This window comes from Paenibacillus sp. G2S3 (assembly GCF_030123105.1).
Taxonomy (GTDB): domain Bacteria; phylum Bacillota; class Bacilli; order Paenibacillales; family Paenibacillaceae; genus Paenibacillus_AQ.
Genome location: NZ_CP126095.1, coordinates 2,505,445 through 2,526,631, shown reverse-complemented (window position 1 = coordinate 2,526,631; position 21,187 = coordinate 2,505,445). Strand labels below are relative to the sequence as shown.

The following is a 21,187-nucleotide window of genomic DNA, read 5'->3' as shown; positions in this document are numbered from 1 at the left end:
TCCCCCTTCTCTATCCCCAAACAATCCCCGTAATTCCCTTTCGATCTTATTTCCTTGCCCCTTTAACTATCTTTAATTCTGCGCTATAAAAGCGGTTTCATAAAGTTGAAAAACTCCAGAATGATATGTAAAAATTAAAGATCGCAAGAAAAAATGACCTCCGCGAGGCTTGAAATTCCTTAAGATTTGAACAAAAAAAAAGGAAACATTCTCGTGACCAACGTTCGTGAACCCCCCACTTGAACGTGATACCCGGGAACATTTCCTTTACTCTAAAACTTTTATTTTTTATACATCTTTCGAAGTTCAGTTGGAGATATCCCTACTGATTTTTTGAACTGGCGATAAAAATACGCTGGATCTAGATACCCCACTTCAGCTGCAATTTCATTGGTTAATAACGTAGTTTGAAGCAGCAGTTGCCTTGCTTTTTCAATTCGGAATTGATTCACATAATCAGAGAAGCTTCGCCCCATCTCCTTCTGAAATAGCTGTCCCAAGTAAGTAGGATGCATATTCATTCGCTGACTAAGCGTCTTCAGAGATAGCTCTTCTCTATAATGCTTACTTACTTGATCCACCATATATTTCATATTCGGACTCAGTTCATCACTTACTAACGATAATTGATCCAGCGTTTCTTTCACACTATCCTGCACATGATGAAGCAGCTGCTCAATGGTATGGATGCGTAGTAAAGGATTAAACACGGCACTAAAATTAGAGTTCTTCTCCATGTTCTTAGCGATCAACATTAATTCAATCGCTACGTTGTAGTTATCAATGCGGGTAATCATGCCACAGCCGAACAGCTTTTGGAATGTTTCCTCGATAAATTGATTCGCAGCCTCACGCTCACCCGATAATAATAATTTCGTAAAGGCCTCATAATCAATTTCAAGCTTGTCCTCGTGTAAAACCATCTTCGATAGTTGATCCACATCTATAATGGGGTAGCCCGGCAACATCAGATGCTCCACATATAAACTTTTCGCTTTTTTATAACTTTGTGGTACTTCTTGAAAAGTATATTCCTTGCTTCCGATCGTGATCCAGACAGACTTTCCTAATTCATGCATAATCGCAGATTGAACCTGTTCCAGCATACAATACATCTCTTCTTTGTTCTCATCCTCAGCCGACTCCGCAACAATAAGAATAAGATCGCCTTCCATATCTATAAATGCAATAACTGTACCGCGCTCAGCTACGGACTGCACAGCGATACGATAACATTCTTCCACAAGTTGGTTAGGTTGCAGATTATGCTGACTCTCTTCTTCTTCCTGTTCTGTAATAAGTCGAATCGCAGCCACCGTAAAAAAAGAACAGTCCAGCGAAATATTCAACACTTTTGAACGATGCAAAAGCTCCTGTCGATCGATGTTTCCAGTGACCCAGCGGTTCAGAATATTGTTACGTAATACTTGCTGATCCTCCTTCGCATGAAATTGTTCAACATCCTCTTGATTGAGAACTTCAACAATTTGCTCAATGGTCGATTCCAATTCTTTTATATTAATCGGTTTAAGAATATAATTCTCAATGCCTAGACTCATTCCAGCTTTTAGATACTCAAATTGTTCATATCCACTTAAGATAATAAATCTCATTTTTGAATCAAAATGCTTGATTTGTTGAATCAGTTCAAGTCCCGTAAGCTTTGGCATTGTAATATCTGTAATTAATATGTCTATGGCTTCGTTATGGTGATGTAGAAACTCTAAAGCTTCTTCCCCATTACCCGCTTGGCCTGCGATTCTTAATCCATAATCTTCCCATTCGATCACTGAACGTAATCCTTCAAGAATTAAAGGTTCATCATCCACAATAAGTATGTTGTGCATTATTTCGTACTCTCCCTTACCACTGGTATATTCATGATGACTGTTGTTCCTTCACCTAGTTCACTAGCGATCGCTAATCCATATTCAGTCCCATAATAAAGTTTAATTCGCTCATTCACATTACATAGTCCAAGCGAGGAAGGTGGTGCATCCATTCGCATACTGACTTGAAGCATTTGTTGTAGTTCTGTTAGCTTGCTCGGAATAATCCCATTTCCGTTATCTCTTATAGCAATTTGAATTCTCTCGTCTGCTTCAGTAACTTCAATACGTATAAGGTTATCGAAGCGTTCAGGCCTAAATCCGTGAACAATATAATTTTCTATGACCGGCTGAATCAGCAATTTAACGATAGAACAATTCATGGCTACTGGACTTATTCGCGACTCGATTTGAAGCTTATCTTTATGCCTAATCTGAAACAACTCCAGATACAGGTTGCAGTATTCAATCTCATCAGCGAGGGTAACAACCATATTTTTCTTAATCATCGTTCGGAATAATGTTGATAAAATGTAAATCATCTGACCTACATCCTTCGCACCTTGCGAGATGGCCCGCATTCTTATAGCTTCAAGCGTGTTATATAAAAAGTGCGGATTAATCTGCGACTGAAGCGCCACAAGTTCTGCATTTTTTTGCGTAATTTCTGAAATGTAAACTTTATTAATATATAGTTCTAGCCGTTCACACATATAGTTAAAGTTGTTGGCAATGAGCTGCAATTCATCCTCACGATTAAGGTGAATCCGTGTGCTTAAGTCGCCTTCCTGTAAGCGCTTCATAGATTTGACAATGATCTTCACTTTTTTAGAGAAGCGTAAAATGATTCCGTATGTAATCGCCATTGCCGCAACAATTAGTGCTGCTGTAATCCCGATAATCCAATTTCGTACAACCATCATTTCTTTATTGACCTGCGACTTCTGAATGATGCCTGCCACAATAAGACCAGAGCTATTCGTTGTATTTAAGTTAATCTTGGATAATCCATCTAGTGCAGTCCAGCCGTCTGAATAAAGACTATCGATATGCGGATACTGTTGTCCCATATACCTTCCTAAGGAATCATATATGACGTCACCGCTTGGTGTTAGAACCAATACTTGGCCATTATTCTCTGTACCTTTCGTACCAAGCCATTTTGATATTAGTTCAGCATCAAAATCTATAATGAGCATACCGATCGTTTTCAACGAAATCGGATCTTTAAGTTCCCTGGTCATGGTATACAAATTGTTGTTGTCTTCCCTAATTTCCTTAAGTAATAATTTTTTCTCATGCGAGACCCAGCCATTCTTGGGTATAGGTGCTTTTTGCTCCGAAATATCTATATCTCTGTTGTAGAGCTGTCGTGTATTATTTTTATATAAATAATAAAATTCTTTCTCGGTGCTGTATAAAATAACGTCAGAAATACCACTTTTCTGATTCAAATACGTTTTGAAATAAGTATCGAATGTATGGGGTACAAAGCTCCCAATTTCAGCAAATTGATCTAAACGATATTTAAGATAATCTCCATAATCATGTTGCAAAAAGTATGATAAATCCTCACTTACAGAGGCATCACTATAAATTTGTTGGATGGCCAATTGGATCCCTTCGTACTGCTGATTCATATATAAGCTCACGTAATCCAATACCTCTCGATTGGCATCCACATGTTGACGCGTGATCGTCTGTTCATAGTATTTATAAACGGTAATGGAAGAGGCAATGAGCGTAATAATGATGATGGATGAATATATAGCTAAAATTTTATTAAACAGTTTTTTTTGTAAATGATTTTGATAAAATTTCTTTATATTCAACAAATACACCTTCCTTCAAAATCTAGCCTTTAGGATTAGAAGCTTAACATCACCTTTCTTATTGTGCAATGGGAGCGCATTCATTTTTAGATGTAAATCTTTACACCTCACATTATTTTTTCTTTATCATGAGTTTACATCTCGCTTAAAATCGTCTATAGTTGGTTTCTACCCCCCAAACAAACCTGTAAATAACCTATAAGTCTTATATTCCTCGTCCCCCATTAAGATTATGGAGGGCTATTACTCATGTTTCTAACCAAACGTAAACTCAACTCCCAACTAAACGAGATTTCCGAATATCGTTACCGGGATCGTATACACATTCCTTTTTTCAATTCTATGATTGACGAACAAGGTGAAATTGCAGCGGAACCACCCGTGGATGGAGAATGGTCTAAGCTACAAGTTGGCGATACCTGGAAAGGCCGCGATTTGTATTTATGGCTAACGACACAGATAGACGTACCCGCCTCATGGGCAGGACGCAGAGTACTAGGCCGATTTGATTTTGGAGAGACGGGTGCTGGAAACAACTCCGGTTTTGAATCATTATTCTTCTACAACGGCAAGCCCTATCAAGGTGTAGATTCCAATCATACAGAAGTGTTCTTGCCGGATGAAACGGTAGGCACTAATCTTCCACTGACCTTCCGTTTATGGTCGGGACTTGAGGGCGGCGGCCCTAAGAAAGATCAGACACATGGCATTCGTATGGCTGAAATTTGTTGGCTGGATGATGCAACAGATGATTTCTATTTTACCGCGCTTGCTGTTGTTGAGACGCTGAACGTACTCGATGCCAAAACACCAGAGTATACACAGCTGTTGAGTACAGTGGACCGCTCGTTTCTTTTGATCGACTGGTCTCGTCCAGGTTCTGAAGAGTTCTACGTTTCCATCGGGGAAGCTCGTAATTATTTGCGTGATGAAATTAATAAAATGGAAAAGTCTTCGCCAGTTACTGTTACCTGTATTGGTCATACCCATATTGATGTCGCTTGGTTATGGCAATTGAAGCATACCCGTGAGAAATGTGCGCGTTCCTTCTCGACCGTACTCCGTCTGATGGAAATGTTCCCGGACTACACTTTTTTACAGACTCAACCTCAGCTCTATGAATATATCAAAAATGATTATCCAGAAATCTACGAGAAGATTCGTGAACGTGTAGCTGAAGGACGCTGGGAAGCTGGCGGTGGTATGTGGCTCGAGGCAGATTGCAACTTGACCTCAGGTGAGTCTCTTGTCCGTCAATTGCTATATGGTACTCGCTTCTTACGTAATGAATTTGGTGTTGAATGTGATTATTTATGGCTGCCGGACGTATTTGGCTATAGCTGGTCCTTGCCACAAATTCTAAAAAAATCAGGAATCAATACATTCATGACCACGAAAATTAGCTGGAATCAATACAACCGCATGCCACATGATACCTTCCAATGGCGCGGTATTGATGGCACTGAAGTATTAACACACTTCATTACAACACCAGAGCCTTGGTCTGAAGAAGATTCTTGGTTCTACACCTATAATGGCCGCATCATTCCTAAGACTGTAAAAGGCATTTGGGATACGTACCGGGATAAAGAAGTGAATCGCAATTTATTGCTTTCTTACGGATATGGAGACGGTGGCGGCGGGGTTAACCGTGAAATGCTAGAGATGCGCCGCAGACTCAACGATCTCCCAGGTCTACCGAAGATTGAAACAGGAACAGCGGGAGATTACTTCCGTAATCTGCAAGAGACCGTTGCTAATACAGATCGTTATGTCCATGTATGGGATGGCGAGCTTTACTTAGAATATCACCGTGGCACGTACACTAGCCAAGCCTACAATAAGCGGATGAACCGCAAGCTTGAACTGCTATACCGCGAAGCGGAATGGCTAAACGCACTGCAAAGTGTTGTTTCTGAAGATTGGTCGAACTATCGTCAGACCGATCTAGACGAAGGCTGGAGAATTATTTTGCGTAACCAATTCCATGATATTATTCCAGGCTCTTCGATTCGTGAAGTGTATGAAGACAGTACGATTGAATATGCTCAAGCCGAAGCCATTGGTCAATCTGTATGGGAACAATCTACGAAGGCACTTGTGAACGGAAGTGAAGCCGGTAAATATACCATCTGGAACAACGCTTCTTGGGAATTGACTGAGCTCGTAGAAATTACTGTAGAGACTGGTATGGAAACAGGACATTGGATAAGTTCAGAAGGTAAACAACTACAAGCTCAACGTGAAGGTAACCATTGGATCGTTGAAGTATCCAACATCCCTTCACTCGGATACACCACCATCTCCTTCGTAGAAGATGTGAATTCTGAGCCACTAAGCACGCCATTCAAGCTGAATGAATCAGGAATTTCAACGCCTCACCTTGAAATAGCGTGGAACGAGCAAGGTCAATTGTCATCCATCTATGATAAACACGAACAGCGTCAAGTATTAGCTAACGGAAGCCACGGTAACGTGTTCCAAGTGTTTGAGGATAAACCATTAGCACATGAAGCTTGGGACATTGACATCTACTATCAGCAAAAAATGCGCGAAGTGATCGATTGCCGTAGCATTGAAGTCATAGAAAATGGTTCATTGCGTTGTGTTGTACAATTCACATGGAGCTATATGGATTCCACGATTAAACAGCAAATGATCTTACACGCTGGGCATCCTCGTATCGACTTCGTGACGAACGTAGACTGGCATGAGAAAAAGCAGCTAATGAAAGTAGCTTTCCCTGTTGCGGTACGAGCTACCGAAGCCACTTATGATATCCAGTTCGGTAATGTTAAGCGTCCAACACACTGGAACACTAGCTGGGATTACGCTAGATTCGAGACCGTGGGACATCAGTGGGCAGATTTATCAGATCGTGGTTATGGCGTTAGCTTGTTAAACGACTGCAAGTATGGCTACGACATCAAGGATAATGTGATGCGTTTATCTCTAATCAAATCAGCAACACACCCTGACCCTGAAGCGGATCAAGGCGAGCATTCATTCACCTACTCTATCCTGCCTCATACTGGTGATTGGCTACAAGGTGATACCGTCCGTCAAGCTTGGTCCATCAACAATCCACTGCGGAGCACCAAGGGGCAAGCTGAAGTGGAAACAAAGTCCGTGATTCGTCTTTCTACGAATACGGTAATGGTATCTGCCCTTAAGAAATCTGAGGATGGTCAAAAATTAATCGTACGTGTTCATGACTATTCCGGAAGCCGCCAGCAGATTGAGATGACGAGCGACTTGAATATCATTTCATGGCAAGAGTGTAATCTAATGGAACGTCCTGAGGGTGAGGTTCACACTGAACCTGTCATTACCTTTATACTTGAACCTTACGAAATTAGAACATTTGAAATCGAAGTGTAGAAGCTAATTAAATGAAGTAACATACAAAATCGGGGTGTCCCTGTAGCCATGGATAAAAGGCTGCGAGGACACCCCGTTTTATTTTCGATTATGATTGTTTCTTTCACATTTAAGTATACACATTGTGCAACGAGTTAACTTAGCGTATACTCTGAGTAAGGGAGAGATGCAGATGAGAAGAATGGGGAAAATCACGATATTCACAAGCATTGGATTATTGAGCCTTGTTTTGATTGCTATTCTTGCGATTAGCGCTTTTGTAATCAAGAGACCGGAAACCACCACCCCCGTAATCATGGAAGTGAAGCCTTACGAGTGGAATAAAGTCAAGCTGGACGAAAATGTCATTTCAAGTGATGGATCAGAGTATTTTATCTGGAATAAAAAGGGCGAAACTAATAACTGGATCATCTTCTTTTCCGGGGGCGGGGCCAGTTGGGATGCCCAAAGCGCCGCGCACCCAATCAAGCTCATGAACTTCATTAAAGGTGGAGATACAGGCAACTATTTCCCCAACATTCCCTTCTATATGCTGACCTTGCTAAGAGGCATGATGGATACGGATAACCCTGCCAATCCTTTTCATGGCTGGAATGTGGTCTACCTTCCCTATTCGACGGGTGATTTCCATATCGGTAACCGTACGGTTGAATATAAAAAAGAGGACGGCAGCACCTTTACAATGCGTTATAACGGCAGCAATAACGTGCGAAGCAGCCTTGATTGGATATATGCCAACGTGGATAAGCCCGACAAACTGCTGATTGCAGGCGAAAGTGCTGGTGGATTCGGGTCCGCCTTCTGGGCTCCGGAGATCGCCTCTCATTACAAAGACTCCGAGATCTTCCAATATTCAGACAGTTCCTTCCTGAAATCAGACAAGTGGCCAAATGTTGTGAATAAGGAATGGCAGGCAGACTTCGTTAAGAACTTTGGGTATACCCCCGAAGCGGATATCATCGGGGCAGCATTTAAAGCGAACGGTCATCTACTGCCTGCGAATGCGGTAATATTGCAATCCTACTCGGTATTTGACGAGATTCTGATCCACTTTCAGAACAACATCAACGATTACAAGGGGCCCAGAGATCAAAGCATTATTAATGAATGGTCACAGGAAATGCGGCAATCTGTATCTTCTTTGGCTGCCACTTTACCTAATTACTATTACTATCTGACCGACTATGGACTAAATGCTAAGACGGGGACAACCCCACACACTTTTGCAACCCGAGAGACCTTCTTTCAGGCTGAACAAGATGGTGTGAAGCTTCTGAAATGGTTAGGTGACGCGGTCAACCATCAGAAACCCTATTCCGTGGGCAGCAAGTTCCTCATGACATCGAAGACCGCTCAGAAATAGCATAGAATTAGCGAAATACTCGCACAAGGCAGGAGAGAAAATTAATGAATTTGCGTGAAAAGCAGATGCAAATGACAAGGGAGATCATTAAGGATACAGCGCTCAGCTTGTTCTGTGCTCAAGGTATTGAGCGCACGGATATGGCTCAGATTGCGGAACAAGCCGGTGTCTCCCGGCGCACTTTGTATCATCATTATAAGGACAAAGAAGAATTAGCCGCTCAAATCTATGTCCTTAACCTGGAGCGGATGTTTGGACAGCTACTGTTTGATTTTGATTTTGAACAGCCGGTACAATCACTGGAGAACATTCTGGATAAATATTTGGCGCTACGAGATCATCAGGAGTCACTGATTTACTATGATGCCATTTTTGGAGTTTACTACAGCACCCTTTCTAAGAATCCTGCGGAACTGCCTGACTTTAAGAAGGCCATGGAAGGCTGGTATGCGCGGCTTATACGGCTTGAGACAATACCATTGGCCCCGGAGGAAAAAAATAAGTGGCTGAGCATTCTGCAGAAGTCCACCCACCTGTATTTCATGTATTTACAAAAAGCCGTTATTATTACCCATCAGCGAGGCGGTGTGGTTACCGAGGAAGACCGTGCAACGGACCGACAATTCAAGGATTTCATTATGCATGGCGTACGGCATTCCCGATGATTAATAGAGTCTTTTCGTAATAGGTTTCATTTCTGCATAATATACCAATCGGTATTCGTACGGCTCTAGTTATATGGAAGGAGCAATGGCTGAAGATGATATCTTATTAGATCAGCGCCCGGTCATCGGGAATGATTTTGCTGGAACCCTCCTGCTGGATCGAAAAAACTATTTTGACGCAGGTAAGATCACAGTAGGTGGATTTTCGGGGATCGATACCGATTTGCAGCGGGTAGAAATGGATGCCGAACCTCACGGAACTCCGGAATTCCCTCATAATTGGATGCATTCAAGGGCATCAGGGGAAGAGAGCTTCAAGCTGACAATAACGAGCAGAAATCTCATCCTCGTATACAAGGATTCTGGCAGCAGCGAGTTCGGCAAGGCGGATATTTTCGTAGACGGCAGCCTTGTAGTCACCGCTAATCCTCACGTGAACAACTGGACACATTGCAATCCGGTAATACTATATCAAAACGAGGTTAGCTGTGAGCATCTGATAGAAATCAGAATGGCACCCGAAGATCGGGACAAGTGTTTTACTATACTGGGCTTCAGTTATACTCTTTAATTAGTTGACCAGTCGCAAGACAGCCCCGATGTATTCTTCATCGGGGCTGTTTTTATTGTATCGCCTGGAACTTTGTCCATTTCCCACTAATATACCGCCAAATAAATAATGCCCCTTTAATCAACCAATCACAATAGACTGCGATCCACGTTGCAAACATATCCATATGAAACCAATAAACCAATACATAAGCAAACAGAATTCTACAACCCATCATCGTAATCATGCTGACGATCATAGGGAATTTCGCATCTCCGGCCGCACGAAAAACGGTTGGTAGTGCATTCCCAAAAGGCCAGATCAACATCATGACGATCGCATGGCTCCATACAATCCTTGTTGCCCATAGCTCCGCTTCTGGTGAAAAATGATAAATACTCAGTATACTTGGAAACAAAGCTAAACTCACAATGGAACTAACCACCTGTGCCAAATAGATTATACCCATAATCTTTTTCGTATAATACTTAGCTTGAGCATACTCTCCAGCACCTACACATCTGGAAATCACAACAGACATCCCTAAGCCGATGGCCATTCCGGGTAACGCCTGCAAGGAAGCAATCGTACTCCCTACAGAATTCGCTGCAATAGCCGCTGTTCCAAAAGTCGAGACTAAACTTAATATTAATAACCGTCCAATATAAAACATTCCATTTTCCAGTCCATAAGGTACACCAATTCTCATAATCTGCTTGATCATCCTGCCATCAAATTTATGCCGCAGGGTCTTTTTCAGAGATAAGAGATTCTTTGGGTTAGATACAAGCACAATAATACAAACAGCAGCACCTATCCTGGAGATTAGGGTTGGTATAGCAATTCCTGTAGTTCCCATATCAAGCCCATAAACCAACAAAGCATTCCCTGCGATATTCACAAGATTCATAACCAACATAATATTCATAGGCAATCTGGAGTTCCCCATCGTTCTGAATATCGCTGCACCAGCATTATAAAGCGCCAGAAAAGGAACAGACGCCCCAATAATTAATAAATAAGTATTCGCGTGTCCATACACTTCTTCTGTAATCGTTCCAAATAACCCGTGTAAAATAAATCCTTTCAACAAATAAATCAAAACCATAATCACAAGTCCCGCAACACCGGCAAACCAAACGAGTTGATTCGCTGCCTCTCTGGCCTGATTCTCCTGTTTTTTTCCAAGATATTGACCAACAATCACAGCCCCTCCGGTTGCTAACGCTGCAAATAAACTGATCAGCAGTAACATAACCATTTCTACCAAGGATACACCCGATACTGCTGATTCACCGACGGAAGCTACCATGATCGAATTGACCAAGCCCATCAGAGATTCTAATAATTGTTCTACAATTAAGGGGAGGAATAATTTCATTAATTGCTTATCTGAAAATAATCTTGGTTTCGTAAGCGCCGTTTGCATTTCACTCATTTGTTTAACCCCGTTTTGTAATGGTTTTAAATCTATGGTAAATTCAAAAGTGAAAAATATCTAATACCTATGTTAAATCGCTTATCATGCCTAATATGTATGGTTTAGAAGTCCAATCTATCAGATGTATTATGGAAGGATGTTTAAAATAGTGGATGTTCGTGTTCTCAGATATTTTTTAACAGTTGCTAAGGTAGGCAATATAACCAATGCGGCGGAAATCCTCCACATTACCCAGCCAACTTTAAGCCGGCAGCTTATGGATCTGGAAGATGAGCTGGGGACCAGCTTGTTTACTCGGGGAAAAAGGCAGATTACATTAACAGACAGTGGACTTTTATTTCAGCAACGTGCAAAAGAGATTGTTTCATTATTGGAGAAAACAGAAAGAGATCTGGCGGAACAAAAGGATCTGGTGGGTGGCGTAGTCTCTATCGGCTGTGTAGAGTCCACGGTATCCCGGGCGTTGCCGGAGTTATTAGAGGAATTCTCCAATCGGCATCCTAAGGTACAATATGAATTGTACAGTGCTGATGGGGATGATATTCGAGAGAAGCTAGACCGAGGAAATATCGACATCGGTATATTATTAGAGCCCATTGAAGCCGCCAAATATGATTATATTCACTTGCCTTATCAGGAACAGTGGGGCATTCTTATGCGACGAGATGATCTTCTCGCCCAGAAAACTTCTATTGGCATTCAGGATATTCTTACTTTACCGCTAATTCTACCTCGACGTACGATTGTACAAAATGAGATCGCAAGCTGGCTTGGGGTCGAGAATGGGAGCCTTCGTATCTTTGCCTCACATAATCTTTTGACAAACGCCATGCTTCTAGTAGAACAAAAGCTTGGCTATGCCATTTGTGTGAGTGGCTCATATTCTATCCGGGAAAGTGATCGTACCTGTTTTGTTCCATTTGAACCTGAACGAACTACAAGTCATGTATTGGCTTGGAAAAAAAATAAGCTATTCAGCTCAGCCACTGCACATTTTATTCAATTTATTAAAGATACCTATCATTCATAACATAATAATAACCCGCTCAATAAGCGGGTTTTCACTGTTATATGGACAGAATTGCTCTCATTCTTGCTTCTCCTACTCCAGCTCAGTTCCTATCCCTTTTTCCCTCGCTTGCTTCACATAATACACCGCTGTAGCAATATCGAAGACGGCCATCCCCATCGGGCAGAAGAAGATCGGTTCATCTTCGCTGAATTCAGCTAGGCTGTGGCGAAAGACGACATCGGTAATCCGTCGAGTGCCGTCACGAGTTAGCCCCTGTTTCAGATGAAGCTGCTCAATGTCCGTATTCTCACGGCACACTTCATCCCAATCGTCGACAATGATGGCTTTTACCGAAGCTAAAGCCTTCGGCTTATAATCACGAAGTGAAACATTCAGCAGAAGGCTACCCTTTTCAGGGGGGAGATCGATATACCGATGTTCTGATACGGTACAAGTAATGAAGATATTAGAATGCTGATAAACATCCGCCCATGTCTCTGCCACTTCTATTCTATCACTGTATAAAGATGAGAATCCTGACAAATCTACTCCCTTGATATCGTAAATACGGATACGTTCGATTCGATCTCCATACAGAGCCGTAACCATTTGACAATGATACTGGCCAATCGGGCCCCAGCCGATAATACCGAGATGAATCTGTTCCAACGACCGCGCCTGCATATAGTAACGGATCATCAGTCCGCTGATGGAAGCCGTCCTTACGATGCTGGGGAGTGGTGAGTTCAGGACGGCTGAAGGCTGCCCTGTACTGTGGTCATTCAATACAATAATGCTATGTGCACGGGGACGACCAGTCAAAATATTATTCGGAAAGCTAGAAATCCATTTGATCCCTGCAGTATTCACCTTTCCCCCTACGTACGCGGGCATTGCAATAATCCGGTTTTGAGGATTCTTATACCTGAGATAAGGCTTTACCGGCTGCGCGTAATCACCTGAATCGATGATACCTACTGCAGTTTCTACCGACTCCACAAGGTCAGGCCAATCAACACCTACTGCCCGTATATCTCGATCATTTAAGTACAGCATACCGTCACCTCCTTATGAAACATATCCTTTCTTAAATCTCAGGAAGATCGCCGCTTTCAGTCAAAAGCTCCCGTCCAAACTGGCTCTGAATCCATGAGTCAGAGTATACGGTATCGAGGTAGCGTTCTCCCTTATCATGCAGAATGATTGCGCAGACAGCTCCCGGAGCCAATTCTGGCTCCATCTGCTTGACTGCAGCAATGATCCCACCGGAAGATGCGCCTGCCAAAATGGATTCGTTCTCCGCCAACATCCGGCAACCTTTTACGATATCTGAATCCGAGACATGCACGATATGATCGATTAGATCTGATCTGCAGAAGGGTGGTACGATACCAGCACCCAGCCCTGGGAACCGCCGTATTGCCTGATTGCCTCCAAAAATCGCACTTCCCTCTGCATCGACAGCCACGATCTTGGTCCGAAGTCCGTGATCTCTTACGTATTCCCCAAGGCCCCGAATGGTGCCGCATGTACTAACGCTGCAAAATAAATAATCCACTCGTTCAAGTTCAGTCACGATTTCTTTCATTGTCGTATGGTAATGGGCTAAATAATTATTTGCATTCGCATACTGATTCGGCCAGTAGCTGCCCGGTATTTCCGCCAATAACTGCTGTACACGGTTCAGCCTAGCAGGAAGAAACTCACCTGTTACGGGATCGGGATTGGCCACATAATCGATTTTGGCATCCAACGCCTTCAGAATTTGTAGATTCGTTTCTGTGGTTCTAGGATCGATAACGCTGATAAAACGCATTCCTAAATACTTGCAAATCATGGCCAAGCTGATCGCCATATTTCCAGAGCTCGATTCAATAATGGTGGTTCCCGGACCTATTGTTCCTTCCTTCCATGCCTCTTGGATCATCCGCAGGGCGGGACGGTCTTTTGCGCTTCCCCCCGGGTTCATCAGCTCCATTTTTGCATAGACATCAAACTCACTTTTATAGAACAAGCTCTTCAGCTTGATTAATGGCGTATTTCCGATAGTCGACAAAATACCGTCAGTGAAGTCCCTCTCTACGCGATCTTTATCTTTCTGGTAATATAGCTTTTTGTTCTTAACCTTTCCGCTGTCCATCGGCACGTCTTTGGCTACTATAATAACCTCAATATCGTCCAGCAGATGGTTTCGAATCATCATGCCGATTTCCGGAATGCATTCCCTAATTTCCTCTTTGATCTTCGGGACAATGGTGTTATCCACAGATTTACTTTTGATGTAAACGGTCAGCGCGTTCTTCCATACTTTGACCCGGATGATCGCATCTTCTATATGACGGTATACAACCTGCTCGATATCGTACAGGCTGATTTTCTCGCCATGCTTCAGCTCCCGTCCCACTCGTTTGACGATGGAACTAAAGCTCTGCTTCTCCACACCATCTATCATCACAGACCTAAAATCCCTAACAACGTCATAGGTAACGAAACGAATAGCTGGTAGCATTTTGCGCACAGTTGAGGTAAGCACAAGAACACTTTCGTCATTACTAAGCGGACTTAGTTCTTCGCCAATCTCCTGCGTCCCGATCCCTTCCGCAAAAATCCCATCAGCAAAAATATACCTGCCAAGATCATGTGAATAATAAGCAATCGTGCCCATTTCAATGGAGCCATACGTATCAATGATGTCGTGCGGTTCAAGACCGAACAGACCGGCCATATTCCGTTGCCACCCTAATGAGGCGATTTCCCCAACCAAAATAATCTTGCGGATTCCAAAAGCACGCGGATCTCTAGTAGCATGTACGATATGATCAAGGATGGAAGGCATTGTGTAGAGTAAGTCAGGCTTGAAGGTTTGAAGCTGTTCAATATGCTGCTCGATCGGTAATTCGAAGGGAATTGAATGATGTTCCAATCCTAACCGCTCAAAAATAAACAGCGCAGTGTTCGCCGCATGCCCAGTACCCATATCCGCCAAAGCGCTAACACATCCGCTTCCCGCAATAAGATCACCGTACAGCTTCGTTTTAATATCTATATAGTGCTTATCGTCTTCCTTAGAGTAAAGTATGGCTTTTCGACGGCCTGAGCTTGTACCCGATGTCCTGTATATGGTCAAAGAAGGATCAATGGGTTGATTATAATAATAGGTATCTAGCGTTGTGGACGTCATAAGCGGGAGCGTCTCTAAGCTATAATTTGTTCTTTCGCCGCTGATTAGCCCCTTATACCAGGGAAACACCTCAATTACTTCAAGCAACTTATCCTGCAATTTGTCTTTGTCGAGCAGCATGATGGCCGCCTCCTGTTGACCGCATGCTGCAGCCCGTAGATGAATACCTACAATAATCATATGTAGAATTCTTTCATAGTGTTCTGCGATTCGATGGTTGCCCAATCAAAAGCTACGGCATTTTCGTAATATAGCCTATGGACATTTGGAGATGGAGGGACAAAATGATGAAGCAGATAAGTCGTATATCTAATAAGCTAACGAAGACGAGGGTGCTGGTTAGAAATCAAGAGTTAAACAAACATGTCCCGCTTACAAGAAAAATGGATAAGAACACGCTCTATGAGATGCTACAAAAATATAAGATGGTGTACATTAAGCCTTGCTGCGGATCTTTAGGACAGGGCGTGATACGGGTTGAACTTGCTCGTGCACAATACAGCTATCAGTCCGGTACCCACGTACACAAATTCTCTAATTACGACACTGCATATCAAGCTCTCTTACGAGAAGCCCAAGGGAAGTCCTATTTAGTTCAAAAGGGGATCAGACTGTTGGTGTACGATGGCCGCCCCTTCGATATCCGGGTGATGGTGCAGCGAAATTCTAAAGGTGGGTGGGAAGCAACAGGGGTTGCAGGACGCGTGGCGCATCCTCGCAAAGTAGTTACAAACGGGAGTCAAGGAGGAACGATTTATCCGATGGAGGAATTATTGAAAGGCTACACAAGCGCAGAGAATTGTAAAATATTCATCCGATCCCTGAAGCAAATTGGAGTCAAGTCTGCCAGGCAGCTTAGCACTGTCTATCCTGGCCTTCAGGAAATCGGTGTGGATATTGCCTTAGATCAACGTCTTAAGTCATGGATTTTGGAAGTGAATACAGCACCCGATCCATGCCCGTTCACTAAGCTGAAAGACACCCGTATGATTGACCGAATTGTCAGATATGCAAAAGTATACGGTCGCACATACAATCTAAAGTGTGTGAAATCAAAACAAGGGATGGTGTGAAGCATAGTAGAATCCATGTGCCGCGGCGAACTGTGAATTTACAAGTCCACAGCTCGCTTTTTGTACGGAGTATAGGGTCTGTGTATTCAGAGGATAGACGAAAAAAGACGAGAAATCCCCTCTTTAAATTTGATTATAAGGGACCTTTCTCTATAACGCTCAGGGGTAAGCTCTGTACTTAACTGGCTATCTTCCTGAAACAATTCTTGAAGCTGTTTAGCAACTTGCTCATCATAAACAATTGCATTAACTTCGAAATTGAGTCTAAAGCTCCGGGAATCAATGTTCATTGTCCCTACGGACGCTACTTCTTCATCTACCACAATCGTCTTGGCATGCAAGAAACCATTTTCATATAACAGAATTTTCGCTCCATAATTCAATAATTCACCTGCATACGCCCAAGTTGCCCAGTATACAAAAGGGTGATCAGGCTTATTTGGAATCATAATCCGTACATCCACACCGGATAGGAGTGCAATTTTACATGCATCCATAAAACTGCTATCTGGAATGAAGTATGGCGTCTGAATATACACACTCCGCTTGGCGTTCAAGATCAGCTTAATATACATGTTTTTCAGATGCTCAACTAGCGAGTTAGGACCACTAGACACAATTTGAGCGGGACTTGATCCGGCATGACTTCCAGTAGTAAAGGAAAATTGATCGAAGCTTACCTGCTCGTGTTTCCGGGCATGTTTCCAATCCAGAAGAAACCTGCCTTGAATTTGATTAACGGAACCTCCCTTCATTCTAAAATGTGTATCCCGCCAATAGCCAAACTTTTTATCAATCCCTAAATACTCATTTCCTACATTAAATCCACCAATATAAGCAATTTCCCCATCAATGATACATAGTTTTCTATGATTTCGATTATTCATTCGAAAATTTATCGGCCTAAGCAATGAAGGAAAGAATACCTCTACCTCTCCACCAGAAGAAAGTAGTTCTTTAAAAAACTTAAGAGAAAGTCTCTTGGAGCCGATTTCGTCATAGAGGACTCTCACTTTTACGCCTTCTTTGGCTTTTTTGGTTAATTCATCTCTTAATTTTGTCCCTAAATCGTCAGGCTGGATGATGTAATATTGAATGTTGACCTCTTTTTTGGCATTTCTAATATCATTAAATAAAGAATCAAACTTTTGTTTACCATCGCTAAAAATAAATATCTCGTTATCTGTTGTCATTAACGCATTCGATGAAACAAGATTCATATGGATCAAATCAGCATATTTCGTGAGTAAAGGATTCAGATCCTCGCGCGTATCCTTCAATGTGGCTAATTGATGATCTACAGCGGATTGTAGATATTTCCTTTCTTCAACAGAAAGGCCAAAGAAATTCTTTTTTGCTAAATTACGACCAAGAAAGAGATAAATAATAAAGCCCAAAATGGGAATGAAATAAAAAACCATAAGCCATGCCCAAGTATAACCAATATCTCTCCTCTCAAAAAATAAAAAACCAGCAGAGAGCAATATGTTTATAATCATAACAAATGAAAGTATCCACGTGACCAGACTGCCGTTGTCCATAAGGAATTCCTGCCTTTCTTATCTTTCTAAAGATGTCGGTATTTCTAGTTTTGCCAAAAGTCAGTTTATCCATCGTCTGATAAATCAATACTTCTGTAAATGACTAGATAGTGAACTATAGCATAATTGTCCATCTAAGAAAACATTTGATAAAAAACTCAATAATTAAAAGATAAAATCATAAATATTCACTTAAAAACAATAGCCCTAATGCAGTAGTACTGCATCAGGGCTGTTGTTGTGAATTTTCAATTCATATGAGAAATATTTAAATAACTTATTGTAAATTAAGGACGATTTCTCTCCCAGAAAGAGTGACCATGGTTAACGTTCCCTCGCTGAACTTAACTTTCAAATCTTGCTCAGGTGAATGCTTGAGGACCTCATCAGCTTGATCAGCCTGAATATCCAAAGCCCCCTTTGAAGGACAACCATAGACGGCCGAAACGAGCCAATGAATTCCCGTCTCAAGGGTGGTCGTCAGCATCGGTAGCACTGTTCGAGGGTGAAGCAGGTTCGTATTGGCGTTCGGCCAGACCAACTCACCTTTCCGATAACCTAGCAAATCCTTGATTCCACTGGTTCCCCAAGAAGTGGAGGCCATCGCACCAGCCCCATCGATCTTCGATATCATTTCATTCTCTTGGCCAAGTGCGAATCCACCCTCCGCGGTATCCAGCGACCGTCCAGTTTCCACTCGATGAATCCGAATATGCCAAGGGAGTCCGGCGATAACCAAAGTCTGAACCTCGACATTGGCCCACGGTTTCCAGGCGGAACGAAGGACGTTGTCTATAATCTCAGACTCTATATTCTGGCGTCGTACCCGGTATAAGTTGTCTCCGCGCTCGCTCAGCGCAAGCATAGAGTCGAACGCTCCTTGGGAGAGCCCCCATTCGGAGCGGGGCACGCTGAAGCCGAAGCCTGTTGAATACACGAATTTTTCGTATTTGGCCGAGGTATGGGTATGTTCATTCGTGTATAGATGTCCGCTGTTGAAGGCTGCCACATGACCGGAAGCGGGCTCGCGGACGATGACAAGATGTGCAGGCTTCTGAACCATGACAGCCGGAATGGCCGGTAGCGGCAGTTCCTCTTCCTTCCAGAACGGATGATCCGCCCCTAGAGCCAGCGGCAGGAAAGTCTTTAACGCCCAGTACGGAGAACCGGGAGCATTGTAATTCTCCGCCATGACCAGATTCGGGTAAGTATACCCGATGGTCAGTACGCCATCGGGGTCAACAATCGGCTGGCTGAACCACCAACGCAGATTTCGCAGCACCAGACCTTTTACCACGCCAGCGGGAAATCCTTCAACATCTGCATAGGCAATGACGCTCCAAAATGCCGACTGGGCAAAGCGGTAAGTCAAGCTACGTCCATAAGGAAGTGCGGAGCCGTCGGGTGCGAACCAGCCGATGAAATCGGCAGCAAACAATCGAGCCCGTTCTTTGAACACACGGGAACGTTCGGGGTCTTTCTGCTCCATCAGCTTTGCGTACAGCAGTGCATAGTAATGAATAGCAAAAGGTACGTAATAATCGCTGTGGCCATTAATCCCGTCGCTGTACCAGCCCTCTCCCAAATAGAAATCATCCATGCGCTTCAAATTGTTTTCTAGCTGCCCTGCGTCGTAGGGACGACCGATTTTGCGGAATCCGATATTAACTAGAACGTTGAAGAACAGCCAATTGCAGTCATAGCAAGGATGGGCGTTTATTTGATTCAGCCAACGGTATAATTGATCCTGCTCCTTCGGAGCAAGCGGCGACCAAATCCGTTCCGGAATGGCTGCCAATGCGAAGCCGAAGACCGCCATTTCGACCAAATGCTGGTCGTAATCCTTCACCTCTCCCCAATATTCTTCATGAGAAGGATCGGTGCCATGCCGAATGCCATCCAGCACGATGTCCCAGAGTTCGCTGTCTCCACCACCAATGAGCAGGGGTACCAAACCCCACAACACCCGAGAGAACCCTTCCATTTCAGCAGTTGCTGCCGAATAGCTCGCCCCTGTTTTGCCGATTTTAAGTCGTGCGCCGCCTCTGCTGTAGTGCGGCCGAAGCGGATCTGTAAGCTGCTCAAGGGCGATCACCAGATCCTCACGGGTCTTCAGCGGATTATCGCCAATCCGAGAAAATGATTTCTCCTTGTTCATCATAATCACCCTTACTCCCAATAGAAGGGTCCTGCTGCTTTAATTCGAGCCAGTGCTTCGACATAGAAAAAATCACCGTAGATAAGCGGAACATCTATATTCCGACCCTCAGGGTAGTTACTTGTACCATGTAGCAGCAACCCTTCCTCATCTGTATTGTCCCAACTGCCATAATTCCTGTAGAGTGATTCCACTATTCTTATAGCCCCGTTCCTGTACACATGGGACTCCGAATCATCCACCTGGTCGGCTAACAGCAGCAATCCACTCGCCGCGCAGGAACCAGCGGAGCTATCACGAATCTCGCCGACTTCACCGGGAGCGCGGAAATCCCAATGCGGAACGTGATCCTCCGGCAGACGGGTCAAGAAGAAATGCGCTATCTGCTTAGCTGCATCCAGATAGCTCTGCTTTCCCGTATGATGAAAGGCAAGCGCTAGGCCGTAAATAGCCCAAGCCGTGCCGCGTGACCAAGCCGATTCGGGCGCAAAACCTTGCCCACCAAGCTTCTCCACCACTCCACCCGTCTCCGGGTTAAATTTAACGATGTGGTACACGGAGCCGTCCGGTCGGATAAAATGCTCCAGCACAGTATCCATATGCGCCTCTGCGATATGACGATAGCGGGGATCACCCGTTGTCTCGGAAGCCCAGAACAACAGGCTGGTGTTCATGCAGCAGTCGATAATAGCAACTCCACTATTGTCCTCCCCTTCACTCCATGGATTCCAAGCCCGAATATAATATCCTTTCAGATTGAAGCGGGCTGCCAGGTAGTTGGCTGCCTTTAATGCTCGAATTCGCGATTCCTCGCTACCCGTCAATTTGTAATTCGCCACACTGGTAAGAATCCACATGAAGCCTAAATCGTGATCCAGCTTAACGTAGCCGTCCAGTACCTCGTCGAGTCTCTCTTCGCAGCGCTCCGCGATCATTTTAAGACTTTCGTCCCCACTCTCAGAATAAAACTGCCAGAGTATTCCCGGCCAGAACCCTGCTGTCCACCAGTTCGGCGCTTCAAGCAAGTATTTACCGCCTTGACTCGCATGTGGAAATTCTGCGCCGATTTTCCGACTGTTACATCTTGTCTTTTCAAGTGCCTTGCTCCAAGCTTCATCCAGCCAAGTTTGTTTTTCCGTTATATTCATTTTCAAACACCGC

At 43.6% G+C, this 21,187-nt stretch carries 14 protein-coding genes; 6 read left to right on the top strand and 8 right to left on the bottom strand.

The window, feature by feature from the left end:
* Positions 1-281: 281 nt before the first annotated feature.
* Both QNH28_RS10810 and QNH28_RS10805 read right to left on the bottom strand, forming a co-directional pair.
* Positions 282-1,847: a response regulator transcription factor gene (locus tag QNH28_RS10810; protein WP_283911356.1), complete on the bottom strand. Its 1,566-nt coding sequence runs from the start codon at positions 1,845-1,847 to the stop codon at positions 282-284.
* Positions 1,847-3,661, bottom strand: a complete 1,815-nt coding sequence (locus QNH28_RS10805; protein WP_283911355.1) for a sensor histidine kinase — start codon at positions 3,659-3,661, stop codon at positions 1,847-1,849. The genes QNH28_RS10810 and QNH28_RS10805 overlap by 1 nt, the downstream gene beginning before the upstream one ends.
* Positions 3,662-3,910: 249 nt before the next feature.
* Between QNH28_RS10805 and QNH28_RS10800 the strand changes: the two genes are divergently transcribed.
* The 4 genes from QNH28_RS10800 (at position 3,911) to QNH28_RS10785 (ending at position 9,641) form a co-directional block, all read left to right on the top strand.
* Positions 3,911-7,042, top strand: a complete 3,132-nt coding sequence (locus QNH28_RS10800; RefSeq protein ID WP_283911354.1) for an alpha-mannosidase — start codon at positions 3,911-3,913, stop codon at positions 7,040-7,042.
* Positions 7,043-7,214: 172 nt separating this feature from the next.
* Positions 7,215-8,405, top strand: a complete 1,191-nt coding sequence (locus QNH28_RS10795; protein WP_283911353.1) for a pectin acetylesterase-family hydrolase — start codon at positions 7,215-7,217, stop codon at positions 8,403-8,405.
* Between the two features lie 44 nt (positions 8,406-8,449).
* Entirely contained in the window at positions 8,450-9,070 is a 621-nt protein-coding gene (locus QNH28_RS10790) for a TetR/AcrR family transcriptional regulator (protein ID WP_283911352.1), read from the top strand.
* Between the two features lie 85 nt (positions 9,071-9,155).
* Positions 9,156-9,641 carry a hypothetical protein gene (locus QNH28_RS10785; protein WP_283911351.1) on the top strand — a complete coding sequence of 162 codons (486 nt, stop codon included), beginning with the start codon at positions 9,156-9,158 and terminating at the stop codon, positions 9,639-9,641.
* Positions 9,642-9,693: 52 nt separating this feature from the next.
* Here the strand turns inward: QNH28_RS10785 and QNH28_RS10780 are convergent, their stop codons facing one another.
* Positions 9,694-11,058 (bottom strand): MATE family efflux transporter, encoded by a 1,365-nt coding sequence (locus QNH28_RS10780; protein WP_283911350.1) that lies wholly within the window; start codon positions 11,056-11,058, stop codon positions 9,694-9,696.
* Positions 11,059-11,209: 151 nt separating this feature from the next.
* Between QNH28_RS10780 and QNH28_RS10775 the strand changes: the two genes are divergently transcribed.
* Positions 11,210-12,091, top strand: a complete 882-nt coding sequence (locus tag QNH28_RS10775) for a LysR family transcriptional regulator (protein WP_283911349.1) — start codon at positions 11,210-11,212, stop codon at positions 12,089-12,091.
* A gap of 72 nt (positions 12,092-12,163) precedes the next feature.
* Here the strand turns inward: QNH28_RS10775 and QNH28_RS10770 are convergent, their stop codons facing one another.
* Together QNH28_RS10770 and sbnA are read right to left on the bottom strand one after the other, a co-directional pair.
* Positions 12,164-13,129, bottom strand: a complete 966-nt coding sequence (locus tag QNH28_RS10770; protein WP_283911348.1) for a 2,3-diaminopropionate biosynthesis protein SbnB — start codon at positions 13,127-13,129, stop codon at positions 12,164-12,166.
* 31 nt (positions 13,130-13,160) lie between these two features.
* Positions 13,161-15,479, bottom strand: coding sequence for a 2,3-diaminopropionate biosynthesis protein SbnA (gene sbnA / locus QNH28_RS29635; protein WP_349655044.1), 2,319 nt, complete (start codon positions 15,477-15,479; stop codon positions 13,161-13,163).
* Positions 15,480-15,538: 59 nt separating this feature from the next.
* Between sbnA and QNH28_RS10760 the strand changes: the two genes are divergently transcribed.
* The gene (locus tag QNH28_RS10760; RefSeq protein WP_283911347.1) at positions 15,539-16,327 is read left to right on the top strand and encodes a YheC/YheD family protein; all 789 of its coding nucleotides are present in this window, start codon (positions 15,539-15,541) and stop codon (positions 16,325-16,327) included.
* Positions 16,328-16,413: 86 nt separating this feature from the next.
* On the opposite strand, the gene cls is transcribed toward QNH28_RS10760, so the two are convergent.
* The 3 genes from cls to QNH28_RS10745 form a co-directional block, all read right to left on the bottom strand.
* Positions 16,414-17,868 carry a cardiolipin synthase gene (cls, locus tag QNH28_RS10755; protein ID WP_283911346.1) on the bottom strand — a complete coding sequence of 485 codons (1,455 nt, stop codon included), beginning with the start codon at positions 17,866-17,868 and terminating at the stop codon, positions 16,414-16,416.
* 277 nt (positions 17,869-18,145) lie between these two features.
* Complete coding sequence (locus QNH28_RS10750; protein WP_283911345.1) at positions 18,146-20,029, bottom strand: DUF2264 domain-containing protein; 1,884 nt, start codon at positions 20,027-20,029, stop codon at positions 18,146-18,148.
* An 8-nt stretch (positions 20,030-20,037) separates the two neighbouring features.
* Complete coding sequence (locus QNH28_RS10745; RefSeq protein WP_283911344.1) at positions 20,038-21,174, bottom strand: glycoside hydrolase family 88 protein; 1,137 nt, start codon at positions 21,172-21,174, stop codon at positions 20,038-20,040.
* Positions 21,175-21,187 lie beyond the last annotated feature (13 nt).

What these genes read in the sequence shown, in the direction of transcription:
- QNH28_RS10810 (WP_283911356.1), bottom strand. Translation starts at nt 1,847, where the DNA reads ATGCACAACATACTTATTGTGGATGATGAACCTTTAATTCTTGAAGGA.
- QNH28_RS10800 (WP_283911354.1), top strand. Translation starts at nt 3,911, where the DNA reads ATGTTTCTAACCAAACGTAAACTCAACTCCCAACTAAACGAGATTTCC.
- QNH28_RS10795 (WP_283911353.1), top strand. Translation starts at nt 7,215, where the DNA reads ATGAGAAGAATGGGGAAAATCACGATATTCACAAGCATTGGATTATTG.
- QNH28_RS10790 (WP_283911352.1), top strand. Translation starts at nt 8,450, where the DNA reads ATGAATTTGCGTGAAAAGCAGATGCAAATGACAAGGGAGATCATTAAG.
- QNH28_RS10785 (WP_283911351.1), top strand. Translation starts at nt 9,156, where the DNA reads ATGGCTGAAGATGATATCTTATTAGATCAGCGCCCGGTCATCGGGAAT.
- QNH28_RS10780 (WP_283911350.1), bottom strand. Translation starts at nt 11,058, where the DNA reads ATGAGTGAAATGCAAACGGCGCTTACGAAACCAAGATTATTTTCAGAT.
- QNH28_RS10770 (WP_283911348.1), bottom strand. Translation starts at nt 13,129, where the DNA reads ATGCTGTACTTAAATGATCGAGATATACGGGCAGTAGGTGTTGATTGG.
- QNH28_RS10760 (WP_283911347.1), top strand. Translation starts at nt 15,539, where the DNA reads ATGATGAAGCAGATAAGTCGTATATCTAATAAGCTAACGAAGACGAGG.
- cls (WP_283911346.1), bottom strand. Translation starts at nt 17,868, where the DNA reads ATGGACAACGGCAGTCTGGTCACGTGGATACTTTCATTTGTTATGATT.
- QNH28_RS10750 (WP_283911345.1), bottom strand. Translation starts at nt 20,029, where the DNA reads ATGATGAACAAGGAGAAATCATTTTCTCGGATTGGCGATAATCCGCTG.
- QNH28_RS10745 (WP_283911344.1), bottom strand. Translation starts at nt 21,174, where the DNA reads ATGAATATAACGGAAAAACAAACTTGGCTGGATGAAGCTTGGAGCAAG.